Annotated in this window: 17 protein-coding genes; 6 read left to right on the top strand and 11 right to left on the bottom strand. The window is 66.1% G+C overall.

The annotated features are described in order from the left end of the window. The first annotated feature begins 35 nt into the window (after positions 1–35). Positions 36–1,901, top strand: a complete 1,866-nt coding sequence (abc-f, locus tag V7S63_RS02270; RefSeq protein WP_091829354.1) for a ribosomal protection-like ABC-F family protein — start codon at positions 36–38, stop codon at positions 1,899–1,901. Between the two features lie 7 nt (positions 1,902–1,908). Here the strand turns inward: abc-f and V7S63_RS02275 are convergent, their stop codons facing one another. The 4 genes from V7S63_RS02275 to V7S63_RS02290 all read right to left on the bottom strand — a co-directional run bounded on the left by V7S63_RS02275 (position 1,909) and on the right by V7S63_RS02290 (position 4,907). Next, a complete protein-coding gene (locus tag V7S63_RS02275; RefSeq protein WP_336529077.1) occupies positions 1,909–2,328 on the bottom strand; it encodes a DUF2314 domain-containing protein in 420 nt (139 codons plus the stop codon). Between the two features lie 177 nt (positions 2,329–2,505). Continuing rightward, positions 2,506–2,916, bottom strand: a complete 411-nt coding sequence (locus tag V7S63_RS02280; protein WP_248307394.1) for a hypothetical protein — start codon at positions 2,914–2,916, stop codon at positions 2,506–2,508. Next, on the bottom strand, positions 2,913–3,365 hold the full coding sequence (locus V7S63_RS02285; protein WP_100960152.1) for a DNA polymerase III subunit chi: 453 nt from the start codon (positions 3,363–3,365) through the stop codon (positions 2,913–2,915). Before V7S63_RS02285 ends, V7S63_RS02280 begins: the two co-directional genes overlap by 4 nt. A 48-nt stretch (positions 3,366–3,413) precedes the next feature. Beyond that, positions 3,414–4,907: a leucyl aminopeptidase gene (locus V7S63_RS02290; RefSeq protein WP_336529078.1), complete on the bottom strand. Its 1,494-nt coding sequence runs from the start codon at positions 4,905–4,907 to the stop codon at positions 3,414–3,416. Positions 4,908–5,086: 179 nt separating this feature from the next. Here V7S63_RS02290 and lptF point away from each other — a divergent pair, with 179 nt between their 5' ends. Genes lptF through rsmA form a run of 5 tightly spaced genes read left to right on the top strand, consistent with a single transcriptional unit; the run spans position 5,087 to position 11,843 of the window. After that, on the top strand, positions 5,087–6,277 hold the full coding sequence (gene lptF, locus V7S63_RS02295) for an LPS export ABC transporter permease LptF (protein WP_091829363.1): 1,191 nt from the start codon (positions 5,087–5,089) through the stop codon (positions 6,275–6,277). Beyond that, complete coding sequence (lptG, locus tag V7S63_RS02300; RefSeq protein ID WP_091829365.1) at positions 6,277–7,362, top strand: LPS export ABC transporter permease LptG; 1,086 nt, start codon at positions 6,277–6,279, stop codon at positions 7,360–7,362. The genes lptF and lptG overlap by 1 nt, the downstream gene beginning before the upstream one ends. Positions 7,363–7,398: 36 nt before the next feature. Then, positions 7,399–9,963 (top strand): LPS-assembly protein LptD, encoded by a 2,565-nt coding sequence (locus V7S63_RS02305; protein ID WP_336529079.1) that lies wholly within the window; start codon positions 7,399–7,401, stop codon positions 9,961–9,963. Between the two features lie 6 nt (positions 9,964–9,969). Next, positions 9,970–10,986, top strand: a complete 1,017-nt coding sequence (gene pdxA, locus V7S63_RS02310; RefSeq protein WP_336529080.1) for a 4-hydroxythreonine-4-phosphate dehydrogenase PdxA — start codon at positions 9,970–9,972, stop codon at positions 10,984–10,986. After that, positions 10,983–11,843 (top strand): 16S rRNA (adenine(1518)-N(6)/adenine(1519)-N(6))-dimethyltransferase RsmA, encoded by an 861-nt coding sequence (gene rsmA / locus V7S63_RS02315; protein WP_336529081.1) that lies wholly within the window; start codon positions 10,983–10,985, stop codon positions 11,841–11,843. The genes pdxA and rsmA overlap by 4 nt, the downstream gene beginning before the upstream one ends. Here the strand turns inward: rsmA and gmk are convergent, their stop codons facing one another. From gmk to fabD, 7 genes are all read right to left on the bottom strand, one after another. Continuing rightward, complete coding sequence (gmk, locus tag V7S63_RS02320; protein WP_336529082.1) at positions 11,844–12,491, bottom strand: guanylate kinase; 648 nt, start codon at positions 12,489–12,491, stop codon at positions 11,844–11,846. Positions 12,492–12,496: 5 nt separating this feature from the next. Beyond that, positions 12,497–13,378, bottom strand: coding sequence for a YicC/YloC family endoribonuclease (locus tag V7S63_RS02325; RefSeq protein WP_336529083.1), 882 nt, complete (start codon positions 13,376–13,378; stop codon positions 12,497–12,499). A 141-nt stretch (positions 13,379–13,519) separates the two neighbouring features. Next, entirely contained in the window at positions 13,520–14,914 is a 1,395-nt protein-coding gene (mltG, locus tag V7S63_RS02330; protein ID WP_091829377.1) for an endolytic transglycosylase MltG, read from the bottom strand. A gap of 133 nt (positions 14,915–15,047) precedes the next feature. After that, positions 15,048–16,313 (bottom strand): beta-ketoacyl-ACP synthase II, encoded by a 1,266-nt coding sequence (fabF, locus tag V7S63_RS02335; protein ID WP_091829379.1) that lies wholly within the window; start codon positions 16,311–16,313, stop codon positions 15,048–15,050. A gap of 179 nt (positions 16,314–16,492) precedes the next feature. Next, the gene (locus V7S63_RS02340; protein ID WP_043236751.1) at positions 16,493–16,726 is read right to left on the bottom strand and encodes an acyl carrier protein; all 234 of its coding nucleotides are present in this window, start codon (positions 16,724–16,726) and stop codon (positions 16,493–16,495) included. A gap of 370 nt (positions 16,727–17,096) precedes the next feature. After that, complete coding sequence (gene fabG, locus V7S63_RS02345; protein WP_091829381.1) at positions 17,097–17,834, bottom strand: 3-oxoacyl-[acyl-carrier-protein] reductase; 738 nt, start codon at positions 17,832–17,834, stop codon at positions 17,097–17,099. 30 nt (positions 17,835–17,864) lie between these two features. Further along, positions 17,865–18,809, bottom strand: a complete 945-nt coding sequence (gene fabD / locus V7S63_RS02350) for an ACP S-malonyltransferase (protein WP_336529084.1) — start codon at positions 18,807–18,809, stop codon at positions 17,865–17,867. Positions 18,810–18,957 lie beyond the last annotated feature (148 nt).

An 18,957-nucleotide genomic window follows, 5' to 3' on the forward strand; every position in this document is an offset into this window, starting at 1 on the left:
CAGCGGGGGCGAAAGCGCGCTACACCCCGCCCGCCATGCTGACCCTCAACGACATTACCTATCGCCTCGGCGAGCGCCTGCTGCTCGACCATGCCAGCGCGTTCCTTCCGACCGGCTCGCGCGTCGGCCTCGTCGGCCGTAACGGCACCGGCAAGACGACGCTGTTCCGCATCATCACCGGCGACCTTTCGCCAGAAGGCGGCAACGTCGCCCTGCCCAAGGGCATGCGCATCGGCGGGGTGGCGCAGGAGGCCCCGGGCGGGCCCGAAACGCTGATCGAGGTCGTGCTAGCCGCCGATACCGAGCGTGCGGCGCTGATGACGGAGGCGCAGAGCGCGACAGACCCGATGCGGATCGCCGAGATCGAGACGCGGCTCGCCGATATCGGCGCCCATTCCGCTCCGGCGCGGGCCGCGACCGTATTGTACGGGCTCGGTTTCGACGAGGAGGCGCAGCAGCGCCCCTGCTCCGACTTCTCGGGCGGCTGGCGCATGCGCGTCGCGCTCGCAGCCGTGCTGTTCTCCGAACCCGACCTGCTGCTGCTCGACGAGCCGACCAACTATCTCGATCTCGAAGGCACGCTCTGGCTCTACGACTATCTCGAGCGCTATCCGCATACGGTGTTGGTCGTCAGCCACGATCGCGAATTGCTCGACACCTGCGTCAATCACATCCTGCATCTCGACCAGGGCAAGCTCACCATCTACCGTGGCGGCTATAGCGACTTCGAGAAGCTCAGGGCCGAGAAGCAGGCGCATCTCGCCAAGGCACGCGAGAAGCAGGAGGCCGAGCGCAAGCACCTGCAGTCCTTCGTGGACCGCTTCAAGGCCAAAGCATCGAAGGCCAGCCAGGCCCAGTCGCGCGTCAAGCGCCTGGAGAAGATGCAGGAGATCGCGGTCATCCAGGATCGCGACGTCCAGCCGTTCAATTTCCCCGCCCCCGAGCGGCCGCTCTCGCCGCCGATGATCGTGCTCGAGAGCGCCAGCGCCGGCTATGGCGAGCGCAAGGTGCTGCAGCGGCTCAACCTGAGCTTGGCGCCGGACGACCGCATCGCGCTGCTCGGCTCCAACGGCAACGGCAAGTCGACCTTCTGCAAGCTGATCGGCGGGCGGCTCGCGCCGCTTTCGGGCGAGATGCGGCGCTCCTCGAAGCTGCAGACGGCCTATTTCGCCCAGCACCAGCTCGACGAGTTGCGGATGGAGGACACGCCGGTCGGCCATATCCGCGAGCTGATGCCGGATGCGCCGGAGGCACGCGTGCGGGCGCGCACCGCGCAGATCGGCTTTCCCGCCAACAAGGCCGACACGCCGGTGAAGAACCTCTCCGGCGGCGAGAAGGCCCGATTGATGCTCGGCATCGCCACCTTCGGCGGCCCTCACCTGCTGATCCTCGACGAGCCAACCAACCATCTCGACATCGACAGCCGCACCGCGCTGGTCAACGCGATCAACGACTATCCCGGCGCCGTCATCCTGGTCAGCCACGATCGCTTCCTGATCGAGGCCTGCGCCGACCGGCTCTGGCTGGTCGGGGACGGCACCGTGAAGAGCTTCGATGGCGACATGGACGATTATCGCGACTTCGTGCTCGGTCGCGACAAGCCGGCCCAGCGCGGCAAGCCCGATGCCGAAGCCGCAGGCAAGGCCGAGGAGCGCAAGGGCGCGGCGGCAAAGCGCCAGGCACAAGGACCGCTCAGGCAGAAGCTCAACCTCGCCGAGGCACGCATCGCCAAGCTGACCGGGCTGATCGAGAAGGTCGACGGCGCGCTCGCTAACGGCGCCTTTGCGCGTGAGCCGGACAAGGCGCTGCAGCTCTCGCGCCAGCGCGGCGAACTGACCGAGGCACTGGCCGCGGCCGAAGAGGAATGGCTGACGCTGAGCGAGGAGCTGGAGAGCGCCTGACGCCTTCTCAAGGCAGCGGCGCGAGCTTGAGACCGAGCTCTCGGACCTGCGTCGGCGTGAGCTTCTTGATCGCGACGCGGGTGGTGTAGCTGCCGTACATCTGGCCGCCCGACATATAGTTCCAGTCGCTGACCATCGCGCTGCCGGTCCGGTAGCTGTCCCCCTTGTTCAACTTGTCGAGATGGACGGGATCGTTCGCGATCCTGCCGACGAAGACATCGCCTTCGATCGCCGTCAGGTTCATCCAGATGTGCTCGCGCCCGCGGTCGTAGGGAATCGCGACCTTTACGGCATGGCGCTCGCCCTTGCCGCTGCGATAGAGCGCGACGAACTCCGGCAGCGTCTTGCGGGCTTCATCGATAGCCCGGTTCATCTCGCGGTCGGAGGAGCGAAAGTCGATCACCTGCGACGCTGCGGGCAAGGCCATGAGCGCGGCACCCAGAAGCCCAAGGCCACTGAGCACCGCCCGCCTCTGCCGTTGAACCTGCATCTCGACACTCCCGCCTCTGCGCCTTCGGCCGCTCCCGATCGACTGCAAACGCGCCGATCGGCCGAACGGTTGCCTTGGTGGCATCAGAGGCGGATTTCCTGGGCGATACGCGCGTCAGCCCTGCTGCTCGGGCTGGCCCGGCTTGACGATCCGGCTCAGGCGGTTGTCGGTGAACATGTAGATCTCACGATTGCCCGGTTCCGAATAGAGAACCTGAACCTCGCGCTGGCCGCGGCCATTGTCGCCGATCAGGACATCCGTGGGCCGCTTCGCCTTGAGCCTGACGAGCTCGCATTCGGTGATGCCGACCGCGATCTCCTTGGGCAGCGGGCGCGTCGAAGGATCGAGCGAGACGTCGGCGCTGCATTCGCCCTCCGGCGTGAGCAGCGCTTCCTGCGTCGAGACGCGGGCCGAAGCACTGCTGGTACGGGTGCCGCGCTCGTCGGAGACGAAGGAAAACCCACCCATATCGACGGAACAGCCGGCGAGCGCAGCCGCCAGAGCGAGGGCAACAGGAACTTTCACGCTTTCTTCTCCCAGCGGCCGGTCTCGTCCTGCTGCCAATAAGTGGCGGCGATGCCGAGCGTCCGCAGCTTTTTCCAGTCTTCACGCGCCGAGGCGAGCGCATCGGGATCGTCGCCATCGAACATCAGGATGACGCGCTCGTAAGCATCCAATGCGTCGGGAATGCGGACACCGTCAACGCAGAAGCGCACCTGCGCGCCGTTCGGATTGTCGGAGTTCGTGGTGAGTACGATTGGATTGGCGGCGGCGTCCGGCTCGGCGGCCGTCGCATGCGGCAGGAAGGATTCGTCCGCATAGGTCCAGAGCCGGTCGTCGAGTCCGGCCAGACGCTCGCGGCTCGACAATTCGACCACCGCCTTCCAGCCGCGGGAAAGCGAGCGCTCGAGCAGGGTCGGAAGGACCTGTTCGAGCGGGCGCCCCTGCAGATGGTAGAACAGAACCTCGGCCATAATCCTAAGTCGGTTCAATCCTTTGTGCGAATCGGCTGATGAGCCGAATCAGCTTTCGTAGTGGTCCGCGATCAGACGGTCGAGCAGGCGCACGCCCCAGCCCGAGCCCCAGGAACGGTTGGTCTCGCTGTTCGGCGAGCCCATGCCGGTGCCGGCAATGTCGAGATGCGCCCAGGGCGTGTCGTTGACATGGCGCTGCAGGAACTGCGCCGCCGTGATCGAGCCGCCATGGCGTCCAGACGAGTTCTTCATGTCGGCAAACCTGGAATCGATCATCTTGTCGTAAGCCGCCGAGAGCGGCATGCGCCAGACGGTCTCGCCGGTCGCCTTGCCGGCAGCAAAGAGCCGCTCCGACAATTCGTCATTATTGGAGAACAGGCCCGCGTTTTCCTGCGCCAGCGCGACCAGGATCGCACCTGTCAGCGTCGCCAGGTTGACCATGAAGACCGGCTTGAAGCGCTCCTGCGTGTACCAGAGTACGTCGGCGAGGACGAGCCGACCCTCGGCGTCGGTGTTGATGATCTCGATGGTCTGGCCGGAGAGCGAGGTGACGATGTCTCCAGGTCGCTGGGCCTTGCCGTCCGGCATATTCTCGACCAGCCCGATTACGCCGACGGCGTTGACCTTGGCCTTGCGGGCGGCCAGCGCCTGCATCAGCCCGGTAACGCAAGCGGCGCCGGCCATGTCGCCCTTCATGTCCTCCATCCCGCCGGCCGGCTTGATCGAGATGCCGCCGGTGTCGAAGGTCACGCCCTTGCCGACGAAGGCGACCGGCTTGTCGCCCTTGGCGCCGCCGTTCCAGCGCATCACCACGACGCGACTCTCGCGATGCGAGCCCTGGCCGACGCCGAGCAGCGCGCGCATGCCGATCTTCTTCAATTCCTTCTGGTCGAGAATCTCGACCTCGACGCCAAGCTTGTCGAGCTTGGCTGCGCGTTCGGCGAACTCCTCGGGGAAAAGCACGTTCGGCGGCTCGTTCACGAGGTCGCGAGCGAGCTCGACGCCGCCGGCGATCGCCTCGCGCGCCTTCAGCGCCTTTTTGACAGCGGCGGGATCCGGCGCGCGGAGCGTCACAGTCTTCGGCTCGGCCTGGTCCTTGTCGCGGCTCTTGGTCTTGTAGCGGTCGAAGGCGTAGCTTCTGAGCCGAAGGCCGAGCCCGATCTCCGCGATCTCGCCGGCGGACAATTCGCCCTCGGGCAGCGCGGCGATGATGTCGGCGCTGCGGCCATGGCCGAGGCGGCCGGCGATCGCGCCTCCAAGCGCGGCGAAATCGAGCTTGTCGCGCTCCGATTCCGGCCCGGTACCGACCAGGATCAGACGCTCATAACCTGCATCTTCCGGCGCAAGCAGCGTCAGCCCGGCGAGTGCCTTGCCCTTGAAGCGTTCCGCGGCAGCGGCACGCGCGATCAGGGCATGGGCACCCGAGCCGATCCATTCCTCGGCCACCTTCGGCGGCGCCAGCCTGTCCGAGACGAGGATGACCAGATCCCCCCCAGCAATGGCGTTCAGGGCTTTGACCTCAAGCTTCAGGCGCTGCGACATCGACGGCTCACGGGTTGCGGGAGAAAGACTTGCGAGGGGCGCCAGCCTGGTAAGGCCAGCAAAGGCCACAAACGATTCCCGTTTGCGCCATCATCGAAGCTATACCATAGGGAGTTCGAGGCGAGCCGTCCAAGGGGAGCGCCTTCTTCAAGGATGCAGGCCCCGGGATCTTCACCCTCGTGCGTTTTGGACTTCTCGATCGCTATATCCTGAAAATCGCCGCCGGCGCGGCGGTGATTCTGCTCGTCGGCCTGACCAGCGTCATCTGGGTGACGCAGGCGTTGCGCGAGGTCGACCTGATCACCGGCAAGGGTCAGACGATCCTGATCTTCTTCACGGTCACGCTGCTGTCGCTGCCGGCGCTGATCGCCGGCATCGCCCCGGTCGCGCTGTTCATGGCGACGCTCTACACGCTCAACAAGCTCAACAGCGATTCCGAGCTGATCGTGATGAACGCGGCCGGCGTCGCGCCGCATCGGCTGACGCGCCCCTTCTTCGCGCTGACATTGATCACCGCCGCGCTGGTGGGCTGGATGTCGCTGGTGGTGATGCCCGCCGGCTTCCGGGCGCTGCGCGACCTGATTACGCTGATCCGCGCCGACTTCGTCGCCAACGTGATCAAGGAAGGCCAGTTCGTCTCGCTCGATTCCGGCGTCACCTTCCATTATCGCGAAAAGCAGGGACAGGCCCTGCTGGGAATCTTCATGCAGGACCGGCGCGATCCCAACCAGCCGGCCGTCTACATCGCCGAGCGCGGCCAGTCGGCCGAGGCTGACGGCAACAGCTTCCTGATGCTGGAGAAGGGCACGATCCAGCGCGAGAGCCGCAACCAGAATTCGAGCTCGATCATCTCGTTCGAGCGCTATGCGCTGAATCTGTCGGCGCTGACGGGCGATGCCGACGGAGCCGGTGGCGAGGACGGCGCCAGGGTGATCTACAAGCCGCGCGAACGGACGACCTGGGCGCTGCTCACACAGGACAAGAACGAGCCCTACTACAAGATCCAGGAAGGGCGGTTCCGGGCCGAACTGCACAATCGCCTGTCGGCGCCACTCTACCCGATCGCCTTCATGCTTGTCGCTTTCGCCATCCTCGGCGAGGCCCGCACGACCCGGCAAGGGCGTGCCGCCGCGATCCAGATCGCCATCTTCCTGGTCGGCGCCATCAGGATCGGCGCCTATGCCGCATGGACCGCCAGCGTGCGCTCGCCCATCGCCGCCGCCCTGCTCTACATCCTGCCGCTGGGCACGATCCTGCTGGCGGCCCTGGCGATCGGCTTCGGTTCGCGGACGCGCGTTTTCATCGACAAGCTGACCGAGCCCCTGATCGCGCCCTTCCTCGCCCTTGCAGCCCGTTTCCGGCGCGCCTGATGCTACTGTTCAAGACCTTCGGCCGCTATCTGACGCAGCGCTTCCTGCGCGCGATCCTGAGCGTGTTCGGCACCTTCTTCTTCCTGATCGCGACGCTCGACTTCGTCGAGCTGATGCGCCGCGCAGGCGATTCCCCGACCGCGACGACGCCCAGCATCATCCAGCTCGCGCTCTACCGCGCGCCCTCCGTCGCCGAGCAGATCTTCCCGTTCGCGGTGCTGTTCGGTGGAATGTTCGCCCTGCTCAACCTCAGCCGGAAGCTCGAGCTGGTGGTCGCCCGCTCGGTCGGCATCTCAGCCTGGCAGTTCCTGCAACCGGCGGCGCTGGTCGCCGGCTTGGTCGGACTGGTCTCCGTCGGCATCTACAACCCGATCGCCGCCGAGCTGAAACAGCGCGCCACGGCGCTCGAAGTCTCGCTCTTCGCCAAAACCGGACAGGTCGTCGGCAAGGAGATCTGGATTCGCCAGCGCAGCGTCGACGGCCAGGCGATCATCCGGGCGGCGGCAGCGCTAGATGGAGGCGTCGGGCTCGCCCAGGTCGCCTTCTTTGCCTTCTCGCCCGATGGCGGCTTCAGAGAGCGCATCGAGGCGAAGCAGGCGGTGCTCTATCGCGGCTATTGGGAATTGTCGGAGGCACGCGTCACCTCGGCCACGGAAGAGCCACAGACGTACTCGACATACCTCGTCGCGACGACGCTGGAGCCCGACCAGGTGCGACAAAGTTTCACTCCGCCTGACTCGGTCGGGTTCTGGTCGATGCCGGCCGTGCTCGATCGAACCCAGAAGGCTGGGCTGGATACGACACGCTACGAGTTGCGCTACGAATCGCTCAAGGCGCGGCCGCTTCTGCTGATCGCCATGATCCTGGTCGCGGCATCCGTTTCCTTAAGATTTTTCCGGTTTGGTGGTGTGACCAGATTGGTGGTAGGTGGCGTCGCTGCGGGGTTCGTGCTCTATGTTGCGACACAGTTGTCTGAGGAGCTGGGCTCATCGGGGATCGTCAACGCCTCGGTGGCCGCCTGGCTGCCCGCGACCGTGGGCACGCTGCTTGGCGTGCTTGCGCTCCTCCATCAGGAAGATGGCTGAGAATACGGTGGCTATGGTTAATTTTGGATTGAGTTCATGGCTTCCGGCGTAAGACGCATCAGGCGCCTTGCGGCTGCGACCGCGCTGGTGACGACGCTCGCTCCGGTCCTCGGCTGGACGAGCCTTGCCTATGCCCAAGCTCCGGCCGGCAAGCCCGGAGAGCGGATGGTCGTCGACGCGCGCGAGCTCGTCTATGACAAGGACAACAACACCGTCTCCGCAGTCGGCGACGTGCAGATTCTTTACCAGGGCCGTACGATCGAGGCCGATCGCGTCGTCTACGACCGCCAGAGCAAGCGCGTGGTGGCGACCGGCAATGCCCGCATCACCGAATCCAACGGCACGGTGATCACCGGTGACCGCTTCAACCTGACCGACGACTTCCGCGACGGCTTCATCGATTCGCTGCGTGTCGTGAACACCGACAAGACCCGCTTCTCGGCGCCGCGCGCCGAACGCACCGACGGTGAGGTCTTCGTCTTCGACAAGGGCATCTACACGGCCTGCGAGCCTTGCGTGGACCAGCCCGAGCGCCCGCCGTTCTGGCAGGTGCGCGCGGCGCGGATCATCCACAAGAAGTCCGAGCAGATGATCTATTACGAGGACGCCCGGATCGAGTTCGCCGGCGTCCCGATCGCCTATATCCCCTATATGTCGGGACCGGATGCGACGGTCAAACGCAAGACCGGCTTCCTGGCGCCGAAATTCATCAGCACAGGGGCGCTCGGCTATGGCGTCGGCCTGCCCTATTTCATCAATCTCGCGCCGAACTACGATCTGACGCTGACGCCGAGCTATCTCACGCGCCAAGGCTTCCTCGGCCAGGCCGAGTGGCGGCATCGCTTCGTCAACGGCTCTTACAACATCCGCGCCGCCGGCATCTTCCAGCAGGACAAGGATGCCTTCCTGAAAAGCCCACTCGGGGCCGGTGACGATACGTTCCGCGGTTCGATCGAAACCTCCGGCAAGGTCTTCCTCAACCCGCGCTGGACCTTCAACTGGGACATCGCCGGCGCGACCGATCGCTTCTTCTTCAAGAACTACCGGATCCGCAGCGAGAGCCTCACCACCACGAGCTATCTGCAGGAATCGACCTCAACCGTCGCGCTCAACGGCCAGAGCGCCGATGCCTGGTTCGACATGCGCGGCTACTATTTCCAGCCGCTGACCTATACCGATTGGCAGAAGCAGCAGCCGGTCGTCGCGCCTGTGGTCGACTACAACAAGCGTGTGCACAAGCCGTCGATGATTGGCGGCGAGCTGTCTTTCACCGTCAATATCACCAACCTCACCCGAGAGGCGGCGTCGTTCAAATCGCTCACGCCAGGCAATCAGGACTATCTGATCAAAAGCAGCGGCAACGCCGCCACCGGCCAGCCCGCTTACAGCCTGTTCGACGGCTGTGTGGTTTATGAGAAGGGCAAATGTCTGGTGACGGGCATGGCCGGGACGATTGCGCGTGCCACAGCCGAAGTCGATTGGCGGCGCAACATCGTGGATCCGATCGGCCAGGTCTGGACGCCCTATGCCTCGCTCAGGGCCGACCTGTTCTCGATCAATCCGAACACGACGAAATACGCCAATGCCAACGTCGCCACGATCGCGGATGCCTCAGACGAGGTGTTCGGCCGCGCGATGCCGGCCATCGGCCTGATGTATCGCTTCCCCTTCATCGCCTCGACCTCCTGGGGCACGCATATTGTCGAGCCGGTCGCCCAGGTCGTCGCTCGGCCGAACGAGACCAACAGCCTGCGCGTCGCCAACGAAGATTCGCAGAGCCTAGTCTTTGACGACACCAACCTGTTCGAATGGAACAAGTTCTCCGGCTTCGACCGGGTCGAGGGTGGCAGCCGCGCCAATGTCGGCCTGCGCTACAGCGGCACATTCGGCACCGAGTCCTACGCCAACCTGCTGGTCGGGCAGTCCTATCACCTGGGCGGCCGCAACTCCTACGCCAGCGGCGACCTCGTCAATGCCGGCCTCAATTCGGGACTGGACACCCGCCGTTCCGACTATGTCGCCAAGGCGCAGTACCAGCCGTTCAAGGGCCTGTTGCTCCAGGCTGGCGGGCGCTTCAACGAGACGACTTTCGAGGCGCAGCGCATCGATGCCTCGGCTGCGTTCAACTACAGCTTCCTGTCGACATCGGTCGCCTATGGCCGTTACGAGCCACAACCGGACCTGGGCATCACCCGCCGCCGCGAAGGTTTGAGCATCACCCAGGCTGTTTCGTTCGCCCAGTACTGGACCTTGCGCGGCAGCGTGCTGTTCGACCTCGACAAGTACAAATACGACCGCGAACGCTATCGCGATGCGCTTGCGAGCTATCAGGTCAACGGCGGCACGAGCCCGATCTACCCGAACACCGGCCCATTCCAGACGGCATCCACTTCGGTGGGACTGCGGTATCAGGACGAGTGCACGATCTTCGACGTCTCGTACATCCAGTCCTATGCCGATCGCGCGGTCAACGGCGCGCGGACGAACGATACGCGGACCGTTATGTTCCGCCTGGAACTGCGCACGCTCGGCGAGATCAGCTATTCGCAGAACCTCGGCTCGAGCAGCGCGGGCGACGGCGTCTCCTCCAGCAGCCGCTAAGCGCAGTTGCGCCGGTTGCTTGCCCTGACGCAAGGCGATCCGGCGGGGATCGGACCCGAGCTCGCGCTTGCCGCCTGGCGGCAGCGTGAGCAGCGAGGCATTCCGCCCTTCGCCTATCTCGGCGACAGTGCGACGCTTTCAATATTGGCGGAACGGCTGGGATTGCCGGTTCCATTGCGCAGCGTCGGCTGGGACGAGGCCGAGACCTGTTTCGACACCGCATTGCCCGTGATCGAGCTCGAGCATCGCGCGCAGGCACAATCCGGCCGGCCTGATCCTGCCAACGCGGCGGGCGTCATCGAAGCGATCGAGCGCGGGGTCGAAGCCGTCGAGACCGGCAAGGCCGCCGCGCTCGTCACCAGCCCGATCGCCAAGAGCGTGCTCTACGCTGCCGGCTTCCGGCATCCGGGCCATACCGAATTCCTGGCCGAGCTTGCCGGGCGCGGACGCGAAGCGACACCGCGGCCCGTGATGATGATCTGGTCGGAAGAACTCGCGGTCATCCCGGTCACCATCCACATCCCGCTGGCGGCGGTGCCGGAGCAACTGACGACCGAGCTGATCGTCGAGACCGGCCGGATCGCCGCCGCCGATCTCAAGCGCCGCTTCGGTGTCGCACGCCCGCGGCTGGCGCTCTGCGGCCTCAACCCGCATGCCGGCGAAGGCGGCGCGCTCGGCAAGGAGGATGCGGCCGTGGTCTCACCGGCAATCGAGCGGTTGCGGGCGCTCGGCATCGAAGCGAGCGGCCCCTATCCGGCCGACACCCTGTTCCACGCGCGCGCGCGCGCCGGCTACGACGTGGCGCTCGGCATGTATCACGACCAGGCGCTGATCCCGATCAAGACCATCGCCTTCGACGATGGCGTCAACGTCACGCTCGGCCTGCCCTTCATCCGAACCTCGCCGGACCATGGCACGGCCTTCGACATCGCCGGCAAGGGCATTGCGCGGCCGGACAGCCTGTGCGCGGCCTTGCGGCTGGCCGCCCGCATGGCTGCCGCCGAGCACGGAGCGCCGGCATGAGCAACGCCGCCGCCCAGGACGGATTGCCGCCGCTGCGCGAGGTGGTCGAGCGCCACGGGCTGATGGCGCAGAAGGCGCTCGGCCAGAACTTCCTGTTCGATCTCAATCTCACCGGCCGGATCGCCCGTGCCGCCGGGCCGCTCGAAGGCCAAACCGTCGTCGAAATCGGGCCCGGTCCCGGCGGGCTGACCCGCGCCTTGTTGGCGAACGGAGCGGGCCGGGTCATCGCAATCGAGCGAGACCGGCGCTGCATGCCGGCGCTGGCCGAGATCGCCGCCCATTATCCGGGCCAGCTGGACGTCGTCGATGGCGACGCGCTCGCGGTCGACCTTTCCGGCCTGCTCGGCGGCAGCCCGGCGCGGATCGTCGCCAATCTGCCCTATAACATCGGCACACCGCTGCTGGTCGGCTGGCTCAGCGCCGGTTCCTGGCCGCCCTGGTGGAGTTCGTTGACGCTGATGTTCCAGCGAGAGGTCGCCGAGCGGATCGTCGCGACGCCGGAGCAGCGCGCCGCCTATGGCCGGCTCGCCGTGCTTGCCAACTGGCGCTGCGAGACGAAAATCCTGTTCGACGTGCCGAAGACCGCCTTCGTGCCGCAGCCGAAGATCACCTCCTCGATCGTCCAGCTGGTACCGCGCCAGCAGCCGGAGCCCTGCGACCGGCGCCTGCTCGAGCAGGTGACGCTCGCCGCCTTCGGCCAGCGCCGGAAAATGCTACGCCAGAGCCTGAAAGCCGTGTTCCCCGACCCAGTCGCGATGATCGAGGCCGCTGGGTTGTCGCCGACGATGCGGGCCGAAGAAGTCTCGGTCAGCGGTTTCGTCGCACTAGCCAATGCGCTGGCAACAGAGCGGAGCTGATCAGCCGACCTGCTCGCTTAGCAGGGTCTCGACGAAGGCCGGCATGCCGGTGGCACGGCTGCGCTTCAGCCGCTCGGCCGCCAGGATCGAGCGCACCGACTCGTAGGCGGCACCGAGATCGTCGTTGATGATGACGTAGTCGTAGACGTGCCAGCGCGCGATCTCGTCGCGGGCATTGGCAAGGCGGCGCGCGATCACCTCCGGCGCGTCCTCTGCCCGACGCACCAGCCGCGAGCGCAGCTCCGCCATCGAAGGCGGCAGGATGAAGATCGCGACGACGTCCTCGCGCGCCTTCTCCAGGATCTGCTGCGTGCCCTGGTAGTCGATGTCGAACAGGACGTCGCGGCCGGCCTTCAACGCCGCCTCGACGGGCTTGCGCGGTGTGCCGTAGCCATTGCCATGGACCTCGGCCGATTCCAGCAGATCGTCGCGATCGCGCAGCAGGTCGAAGGCCTCGCGATCGATAAAGCGGTAATGCACGCCGTCGATTTCGGACGGGCGCCGTCCGCGCGTCGTCACCGAGATCGACAGGTCGAGATTGGTTTCCTTCTGCGACAAGGTCCGCGTCAGCGTCGACTTTCCGGCGCCGGACGGCGACGACAGGACCAGCATCAGGCCGCGGCGGGCTGGGCGAATGAGATCGGCCATCGCCGTCACTCCACGTTCTGAACCTGTTCGCGCAACTGGTCGACGACCGTGCGCAGCTCCAATCCGATCCGGGACAATCCGGGATCGCCGGCCTTGGCGCAGAGCGTCGAGGCTTCACGACCGAATTCCTGTGCCAGGAAATCGAGCTTGCGGCCGATCGGCCCGCCCTGGGCGAGCAGCTCACGCAAGGCCGCGACATGGGCATGGAGCCGGTCGATCTCCTCGCGGATATCGGCCTTCACCGCCAGCAGCGCCGCCTCCTGATGCAAACGCTGGGGCTCCAGCGCATTGCTGGCGTCGAGCAGTGAGGCGATCTGTCCCGCGAGGCGGGCGCGGATGGCCTCGACGCTGCGACCTGGATGGGCTTCCGCGGCCAGGGTCAGGCGGGCAATGGTGTCGAGATGGCCCGAGATGATGGCTTCGAGCGCCCGCCCCTCGGCCAGCCGCGCCTGTTTCAGCGCCGCGATCGTCTCCGCCAGCGCCGCAAGCACGGGCTTCTCGAGCTGGGACAGCGCATCCCCGCTCTCCTCGGAGACCTCGACGACACCGCGGATCGCCAGCAGGCCGTCCAGCGTCGCAGGCGCGATGCCTGCAGGCAGCTTCACCTGGCTCGCAGCCTCGATCAGGACGGCGAGCGCCTCCTGGTTGATGCGCGGACGCGGAGCCGAGGCTTCGCTGGTGATGGCGAGGCTGACATGCAGGGTGCCGCGGGTGAAGGCAGTGGAGAACTGCTTGCGGGCCGCCTCAGAGAAGCTGTCGAAACCGGTGGGGACGCGAACGCGGACATCGAGGCCACGACCGTTGACGCTACGGACTTCCCAAGCAAAGGCGTGCGCCCCGGTCGTGCCGGCCGCGCGCGCGAACCCCGTCATGCTCTCGATCGCCATAGGCCGCCGTCTTCCTTCTCGCAACGTAGATACTGACGCGAATTCTGATCGCTCGATCGGAACGCCGAGCGGAATGCGCGATGCGCGCGGACCCTATTCAGGCCCGGCCTGCTCTACAAGCGCGAGATGTGGAAAGGTCGCTCAGGGCTTCAGCTGCGGGACCTGCTTGGGGCTGTTGAGGTCGAAGGTCTTGTTCAGCAGCGGATCACGCGTCGTGCCTTCGGAGGCGTCGAAGGCGCGCGCCCGCGTCCCGGCCGCGCCCGCCTGCACAGGCTGGCCGGCCGCCGCACGACGATTGCCGGGAACCGGGTAGGTCTCGGGCTCGGATTGGTCGGGCGCCGTCGCCGCCTGGCTGTCGGGGCGGCCGGCGGCCGGCGCCTCGGTGCGCTGATCCGGCCCCGGAGGCGGCTCGGCGCGGTCGACGCCGGCGTCGGCGGCTGGCCGTCCGGAGTCGCGTCTCGCCGACTCGACCTGGCGCCAGCGCGCGACGTTGCGATTGTGCTGCTCAAGCGTCTCGGCGAAGGCATGGCCGCCGCTGCCATCGGCGACGAAGTAGAGATCCTTGGTCCGCGAATGGTTGACCACCGCCTCCAGCGCCGCGCGGCCCGGATTGGCGATCGGCCCCGGCGGCAAGCCGTCGATCACATAGGTGTTGTAGGGCGTCGCCTGGGTGATTTCGGGGCGCGTGATGCCACGGCCGAGCGTGCCCTTGCCGCCGACGAGCCCATAGACGATCGTCGGGTCGGATTGCAGCTTCATCTTGCGGTTCAGCCGGTTGATGAAGACGCCGGCGACGCGCGGGCGCTCATCGGCGCGTCCGGTTTCCTTCTCGACGATCGAGGCGAGGATCACGAGTTCCTGCGGCGTCTTGATCGGCAGGTCGGCCGGGCGCTTGGCCCAGACCTCGTTGAGGATGCGGCGCTGGTCGCGCGTCATCCGGTCGACCATGGCCTGGCGTGTCGAACCGCGCTGGAACTTGTAGGTATCCGGGAGTATCTGCCCCTCGCGCGGCACCTGGTTGATGTCGCCGGCGAGCAGGTCGTTCTGCTGCAGGCGAGCGATGATCTGCTCGCTCGTCAGCCCCTCGGGGATGGTGATCGAGTGCTCGACCGCCTTGCCCTCGGCGATGACGTCGAGAATGTCCTTCTGGCTGGCGCGCGCCTTGAAGAGGTATTCACCAGCCTTGAGGCTGGCAGCCTTGCCCGAGGTGTAGGCCGCGACCTTGAAGGCCCAGGGATGCTCGATCAGGCCCTCACGCTGCAACAGATCGGCGATCTCAGTGACCCCGTTCTCCTTCGGGATGATCAGGACGCGATCGGCTGCGAGCGGGCCGGGAGCCTTGCTGCGGCTGTCGAGATAGGCGATGCCGCCGCCAACGGCGCCGGCGAGTACGAGAACAGTGGTGAAGAGCCCGCTGAGCAGGCCGACGAAGGGCGAGCGACGGCGCTTGCGTGCCTTCGGCGGCGGGGCCGGCGGTGCAACGGGCTTCAGCGCTTCGTTGGGGCTCCTCGGCGCAACGCGAGGCGGCTGGCTCATGATGTTTCGCCTGATTCCCTGACATCACGACCGGCAGCGCCGGTGTCGACACCAGCCTGTCGGCCGGGCCGCGGCATTCTTGCACGACGGCGGCGACAGGCTAGCGAAAATTGTGGCGAAAGCGCGCTTGTCCTCAGTCGACGAGGCGGCGCATCACCAGCGAGGCATTGGTGCCGCCGAAACCGAACGAGTTCGACAGGGCAATGTCGACCTTCCGCTTCTTGGCCTTGTGCGGCACGAGATCGAGCTCGGTCTCGACGGACGGGTTGTCGAGATTGATCGTCGGCGGCACGATCTGGTCGCGGATCGCCAGCACCGAGAAGATCGCTTCGATCGCGCCGGCGGCGCCGAGCAGATGACCGGTCGCCGATTTGGTCGAGGACATGGCGGGCCGGTTCGGCGCATTGGCGAGCAGGCGCTCGACGGCACGCAATTCGATCTCGTCGCCGACCTGCGTCGAGGTGCCGTGTGCGTTAATGTAGTCGACCTCCGAGGCGCGCAGACCCGCGCGCTTCAACGCCGCCTGCATGCAGCGATAGGCGCCGTCGCCATCCTCGGACGGCGAGGTGATGTGATAGGCGTCGCCCGACATGCCGTAGCCGACGACCTCGGCATAGATGCGCGCGCCACGGGCCCTGGCGTGCTCGAGTTCCTCGAGCACGACGACGCCGGCGCCCTCGCCCATGACGAAGCCGTCGCGATCCTTGTCATAGGGGCGCGAGGCCTTCTCGGGCGTCTCGTTGAAACCGGTCGAAAGCGCGCGGCAGGCGCAGAATCCGGCGATGCCGATGCGGTTGATCGCCGATTCGGCGCCGCCCGCCAGCATGACCTCGGCATCGCCGAGCGCGACCATGCGGGCAGCGTCGCCGATAGCGTGGGCGCCGGTCGAGCAGGCGGTGACGACGGCGTGGTTCGGGCCCTTCAGCCCGTGCTCGATCGAGACATAGCCTGCGGCGAGATTGCTGAGACGGCCGGGGATGAAGAAAGGAGAGAGACGGCGCGGGCCGCGCTCCTTCAGCAGCAGCGAGGCTTCATAGATGCCGCCAAGCCCGCCGATGCCGGAACCGATGGCGACGCCGGTCGCGATCTGATCCTCATAGCTTTCGGGCTTCCAGCCGGAGTCACGCAGGGCCTGCGTCGCCGCAGCCATGGCGAAAACGATGAAATCATCGACCTTGCGCTGCTCCTTCGGCTCCATCCAATCGTCGGGATTGAAGGTGCCGTTCGAGCCATCGCCGCGCGGTATACTGCAGGCGATCTGGGCCGGCAGGTCGGAGACATCGAAAGTGGTGATCGGGCCGGCACCGCTTTCGCCAGCCAGAATGCGTGACCAGCTCGGCTCGACCCCGCATCCGAGCGGAGTCACCATGCCCAGTCCGGTGACGACGACACGCCGCATCGGTCTTCCTCAATTCAGCTCCGGCGCGCTGGAGCAGGATGCGAAAAAGTGGAAACCGGCTTTTCGCATGAATCCTGCTCCAACTACAGTTGAGAGACGGATTCAGATTTCAGCTGGAAACGCAAGGCGTTTCCAGCTGAAATCATCCGGCTCCGGCGCGCGCCGGGGCCAAGGCCTTGTCAGGCCGACTTCGACAGGAACTTGACCGCGTCGCCGACGGTCACGATCGTCTCGGCCGCGTCGTCCGGGATCTCGACGCCGAACTCTTCCTCGAAAGCCATGACCAACTCGACGGTGTCGAGGCTGTCGGCACCGAGGTCCTCGATGAAATTGGCGCCCTCGACAACCTTCTCCGGCTCAACGCCGAGGTGCTCGATCACGATCTTCTTCACGCGCTCGGCGACATCGCTCATGGGTCTTTCCCTCAAACCTCAAAAACACACCGCTGACAGCGACGCGTGGGTGAAACTGATTTCCCGGCCCGGATCCTTCGCCTGGCGGCGGACCACGCCGGGTGTTCATGGCTGCACAAACGCAACAACCGGGCCGGCGTCAAGTCCCAAGAGCACGTGCCGAACAGATTGCCACGCCATCTGATCGGATCACGCATCCCCCAACAAGAGCCCAGAGCCGAATCTGCCCATCAGGTTGCGTCAACCTGATCGGTTCGAGCTCCGAAACACCGGTCGGCGCTTGGCCGGCAGGGTCCTTAACACACTCGCAATAGGCTGGCGAGAGCGCAGATCAAACCTTTAAGTGCATTGAAAGACCGACATAAACGGTTCAGATCATTGCCATTCCGCCGTTGACGTGAAGGGTCTGCCCGGTGACGTAACCAGCTTCCTCGCTGGCGAGATAGGCCACGGCCGCCGCAACGTCCGCTCCCCGCCCGAGCCGGCCCATCGGCACGTCGGTGAGGATGCTCTCGCGCTGCTTGTCGTTCAGCGCGTCGGTCATCGGCGACTCGATGAAGCCGGGAGCGACGACATTGACAGTGATGTTGCGGCTCGCAACCTCGGCGGCAAGCGACTTCGACATGCCGATCAGGCCGGCCTTGGATGCCGCATAGTTGCCCTGCCCCGGATTGCCGCTGGTGCCGACTACCGAGCCGATCGAAACGATGCGGCCATAGCGCCGGCGCATCATGCTCTTCACCGCCGCGCGCGAGAGCCGGAAGGCGGCGGTCAGGTTGACGGCGAGAACGAGATCCCAGTCCTCGTCCTTGAGACGCATGAAGAGATTGTCGCGGGTGACGCCGGCATTGTTGACGAGGATGTCGAGCCCGCCAAGCTTGGCCTCGGCAGCCGGCACCAGCGCCTCGACCGAATCGCGATCCGACAGATCGCAGGGCGTGACCTCGGCCCGCTCGCCGAGTTCCTTCGCCAGCGCCTCCAGCGCTTCGACACGTGTGCCGGACAAGGCCACGGTCGCGCCCTGGGCATGGAGCTTGCGCGCGATGGCGCCGCCAAGGCCGCCGGTGGCGCCGGTGACAAGCGCCTTCTTACCCGTCAGATCGAGCATTGTGCCTCCCCTATCCCGGCTTGTAGCCGGTCAGCCCTTCTGGGCCTTGTAAGCCGCGATGTCGTCGGGGGTTCCGATCGACGCCGCAGCGGATCCTGCCGCGATACGCTTGACCAGACCGGCGAGCACCTTGCCCGAGCCGACCTCATAGAATTGAGTGACGCCGGCTTCCGCCATCGCCTCGACGCATTCGCGCCAGCGCACGGTGCCGGTGACCTGCGCCACCAGCGAAGCCCGGATCGCGGCCGGATCGCTCAGAGGCGCGGCGCCGACATTGGCCATGACCGGCACGGCCGGAGCCTGCATCGCGACCTCGGCGAGCGCTGCCTGCATCGCTTCGGCCGCCGGCTGCATCAGGGCGCAATGGAAGGGCGCGGAAACCGGCAGCAGCATGGCGCGGCGCACGCCGCGTTCGCCAGCGAGCGCAATCGCCCGCTCGACCGCGGCCTTGGCACCTGAGAGCACGACCTGGCCGCCGCCATTGTCATTGGCCACCTGGCAGACCTGGCTCTGCGCAGCATCGGCCGCAATCGCGCGGGCCTGGTCGAGCTCGACGCCGAGCAGCGCCGCCATGGCGCCCTCGCCGGCCGGCACCGCCTTCTGCATGGCGTCGCCGCGGATGCGCAGCAAGCGGGCGGCATCACTGATCGAGACGGTGCCGGCCGCAGCCAGCGCCGAATACTCGCCGAGCGAATGGCCGGCGACGAAGGCGGCGTCGTTCTTAAGCGACAGCCCCGCTTCGGCCTCGAGCACGCGGATCGCGGCCAGGCTCACCGCCATCAGCGCCGGCTGGGCATTGGCGGTCAGGGTCAATTCCTCGCCCGGCCCTTCCCACATCAAGGCGGAGAGCTTCTGCGAAAGCGCGGCATCGACCTCGTCGAAGACGGCGCGCGCCACCGGAAAGGCTTCGGCGAGCGCCTTGCCCATGCCGACCGCCTGCGAACCCTGCCCTGGAAAGATGAAAGCCGTCGCCATGTCGCAATGGTCCTGAAAACGATGCCGGAGCCGGATGTTTTCGGTCGAAGCGCCACGCGTTTCCACTGAAAACTAGATCCGTCTCTGACTTAAAGGTGAGAGCAGGATGCGAAAAACCAGTTCCCGCTTTTTCGCATCCTGCTCTTGG

The sequence above is a fragment of the Allobosea sp. CCNWLY174 genome (assembly GCF_037120455.1).
Taxonomy (GTDB): Bacteria; Pseudomonadota; Alphaproteobacteria; order Rhizobiales; family Beijerinckiaceae; genus Allobosea; species Allobosea lupini.

What these genes read in the sequence shown, in the direction of transcription:
- abc-f (WP_091829354.1), top strand. Translation starts at nt 36, where the DNA reads ATGCTGACCCTCAACGACATTACCTATCGCCTCGGCGAGCGCCTGCTG.
- V7S63_RS02275 (WP_336529077.1), bottom strand. Translation starts at nt 2,328, where the DNA reads ATGGCCTTGCCCGCAGCGTCGCAGGTGATCGACTTTCGCTCCTCCGAC.
- V7S63_RS02285 (WP_100960152.1), bottom strand. Translation starts at nt 3,365, where the DNA reads ATGGCCGAGGTTCTGTTCTACCATCTGCAGGGGCGCCCGCTCGAACAG.
- V7S63_RS02290 (WP_336529078.1), bottom strand. Translation starts at nt 4,907, where the DNA reads ATGTCGCAGCGCCTGAAGCTTGAGGTCAAAGCCCTGAACGCCATTGCT.
- lptG (WP_091829365.1), top strand. Translation starts at nt 6,277, where the DNA reads ATGCTACTGTTCAAGACCTTCGGCCGCTATCTGACGCAGCGCTTCCTG.
- V7S63_RS02305 (WP_336529079.1), top strand. Translation starts at nt 7,399, where the DNA reads ATGGCTTCCGGCGTAAGACGCATCAGGCGCCTTGCGGCTGCGACCGCG.
- rsmA (WP_336529081.1), top strand. Translation starts at nt 10,983, where the DNA reads ATGAGCAACGCCGCCGCCCAGGACGGATTGCCGCCGCTGCGCGAGGTG.
- gmk (WP_336529082.1), bottom strand. Translation starts at nt 12,491, where the DNA reads ATGGCCGATCTCATTCGCCCAGCCCGCCGCGGCCTGATGCTGGTCCTG.
- V7S63_RS02325 (WP_336529083.1), bottom strand. Translation starts at nt 13,378, where the DNA reads ATGGCGATCGAGAGCATGACGGGGTTCGCGCGCGCGGCCGGCACGACC.
- mltG (WP_091829377.1), bottom strand. Translation starts at nt 14,914, where the DNA reads ATGAGCCAGCCGCCTCGCGTTGCGCCGAGGAGCCCCAACGAAGCGCTG.
- fabF (WP_091829379.1), bottom strand. Translation starts at nt 16,313, where the DNA reads ATGCGGCGTGTCGTCGTCACCGGACTGGGCATGGTGACTCCGCTCGGA.
- V7S63_RS02340 (WP_043236751.1), bottom strand. Translation starts at nt 16,726, where the DNA reads ATGAGCGATGTCGCCGAGCGCGTGAAGAAGATCGTGATCGAGCACCTC.
- fabG (WP_091829381.1), bottom strand. Translation starts at nt 17,834, where the DNA reads ATGCTCGATCTGACGGGTAAGAAGGCGCTTGTCACCGGCGCCACCGGC.
- fabD (WP_336529084.1), bottom strand. Translation starts at nt 18,809, where the DNA reads ATGGCGACGGCTTTCATCTTTCCAGGGCAGGGTTCGCAGGCGGTCGGC.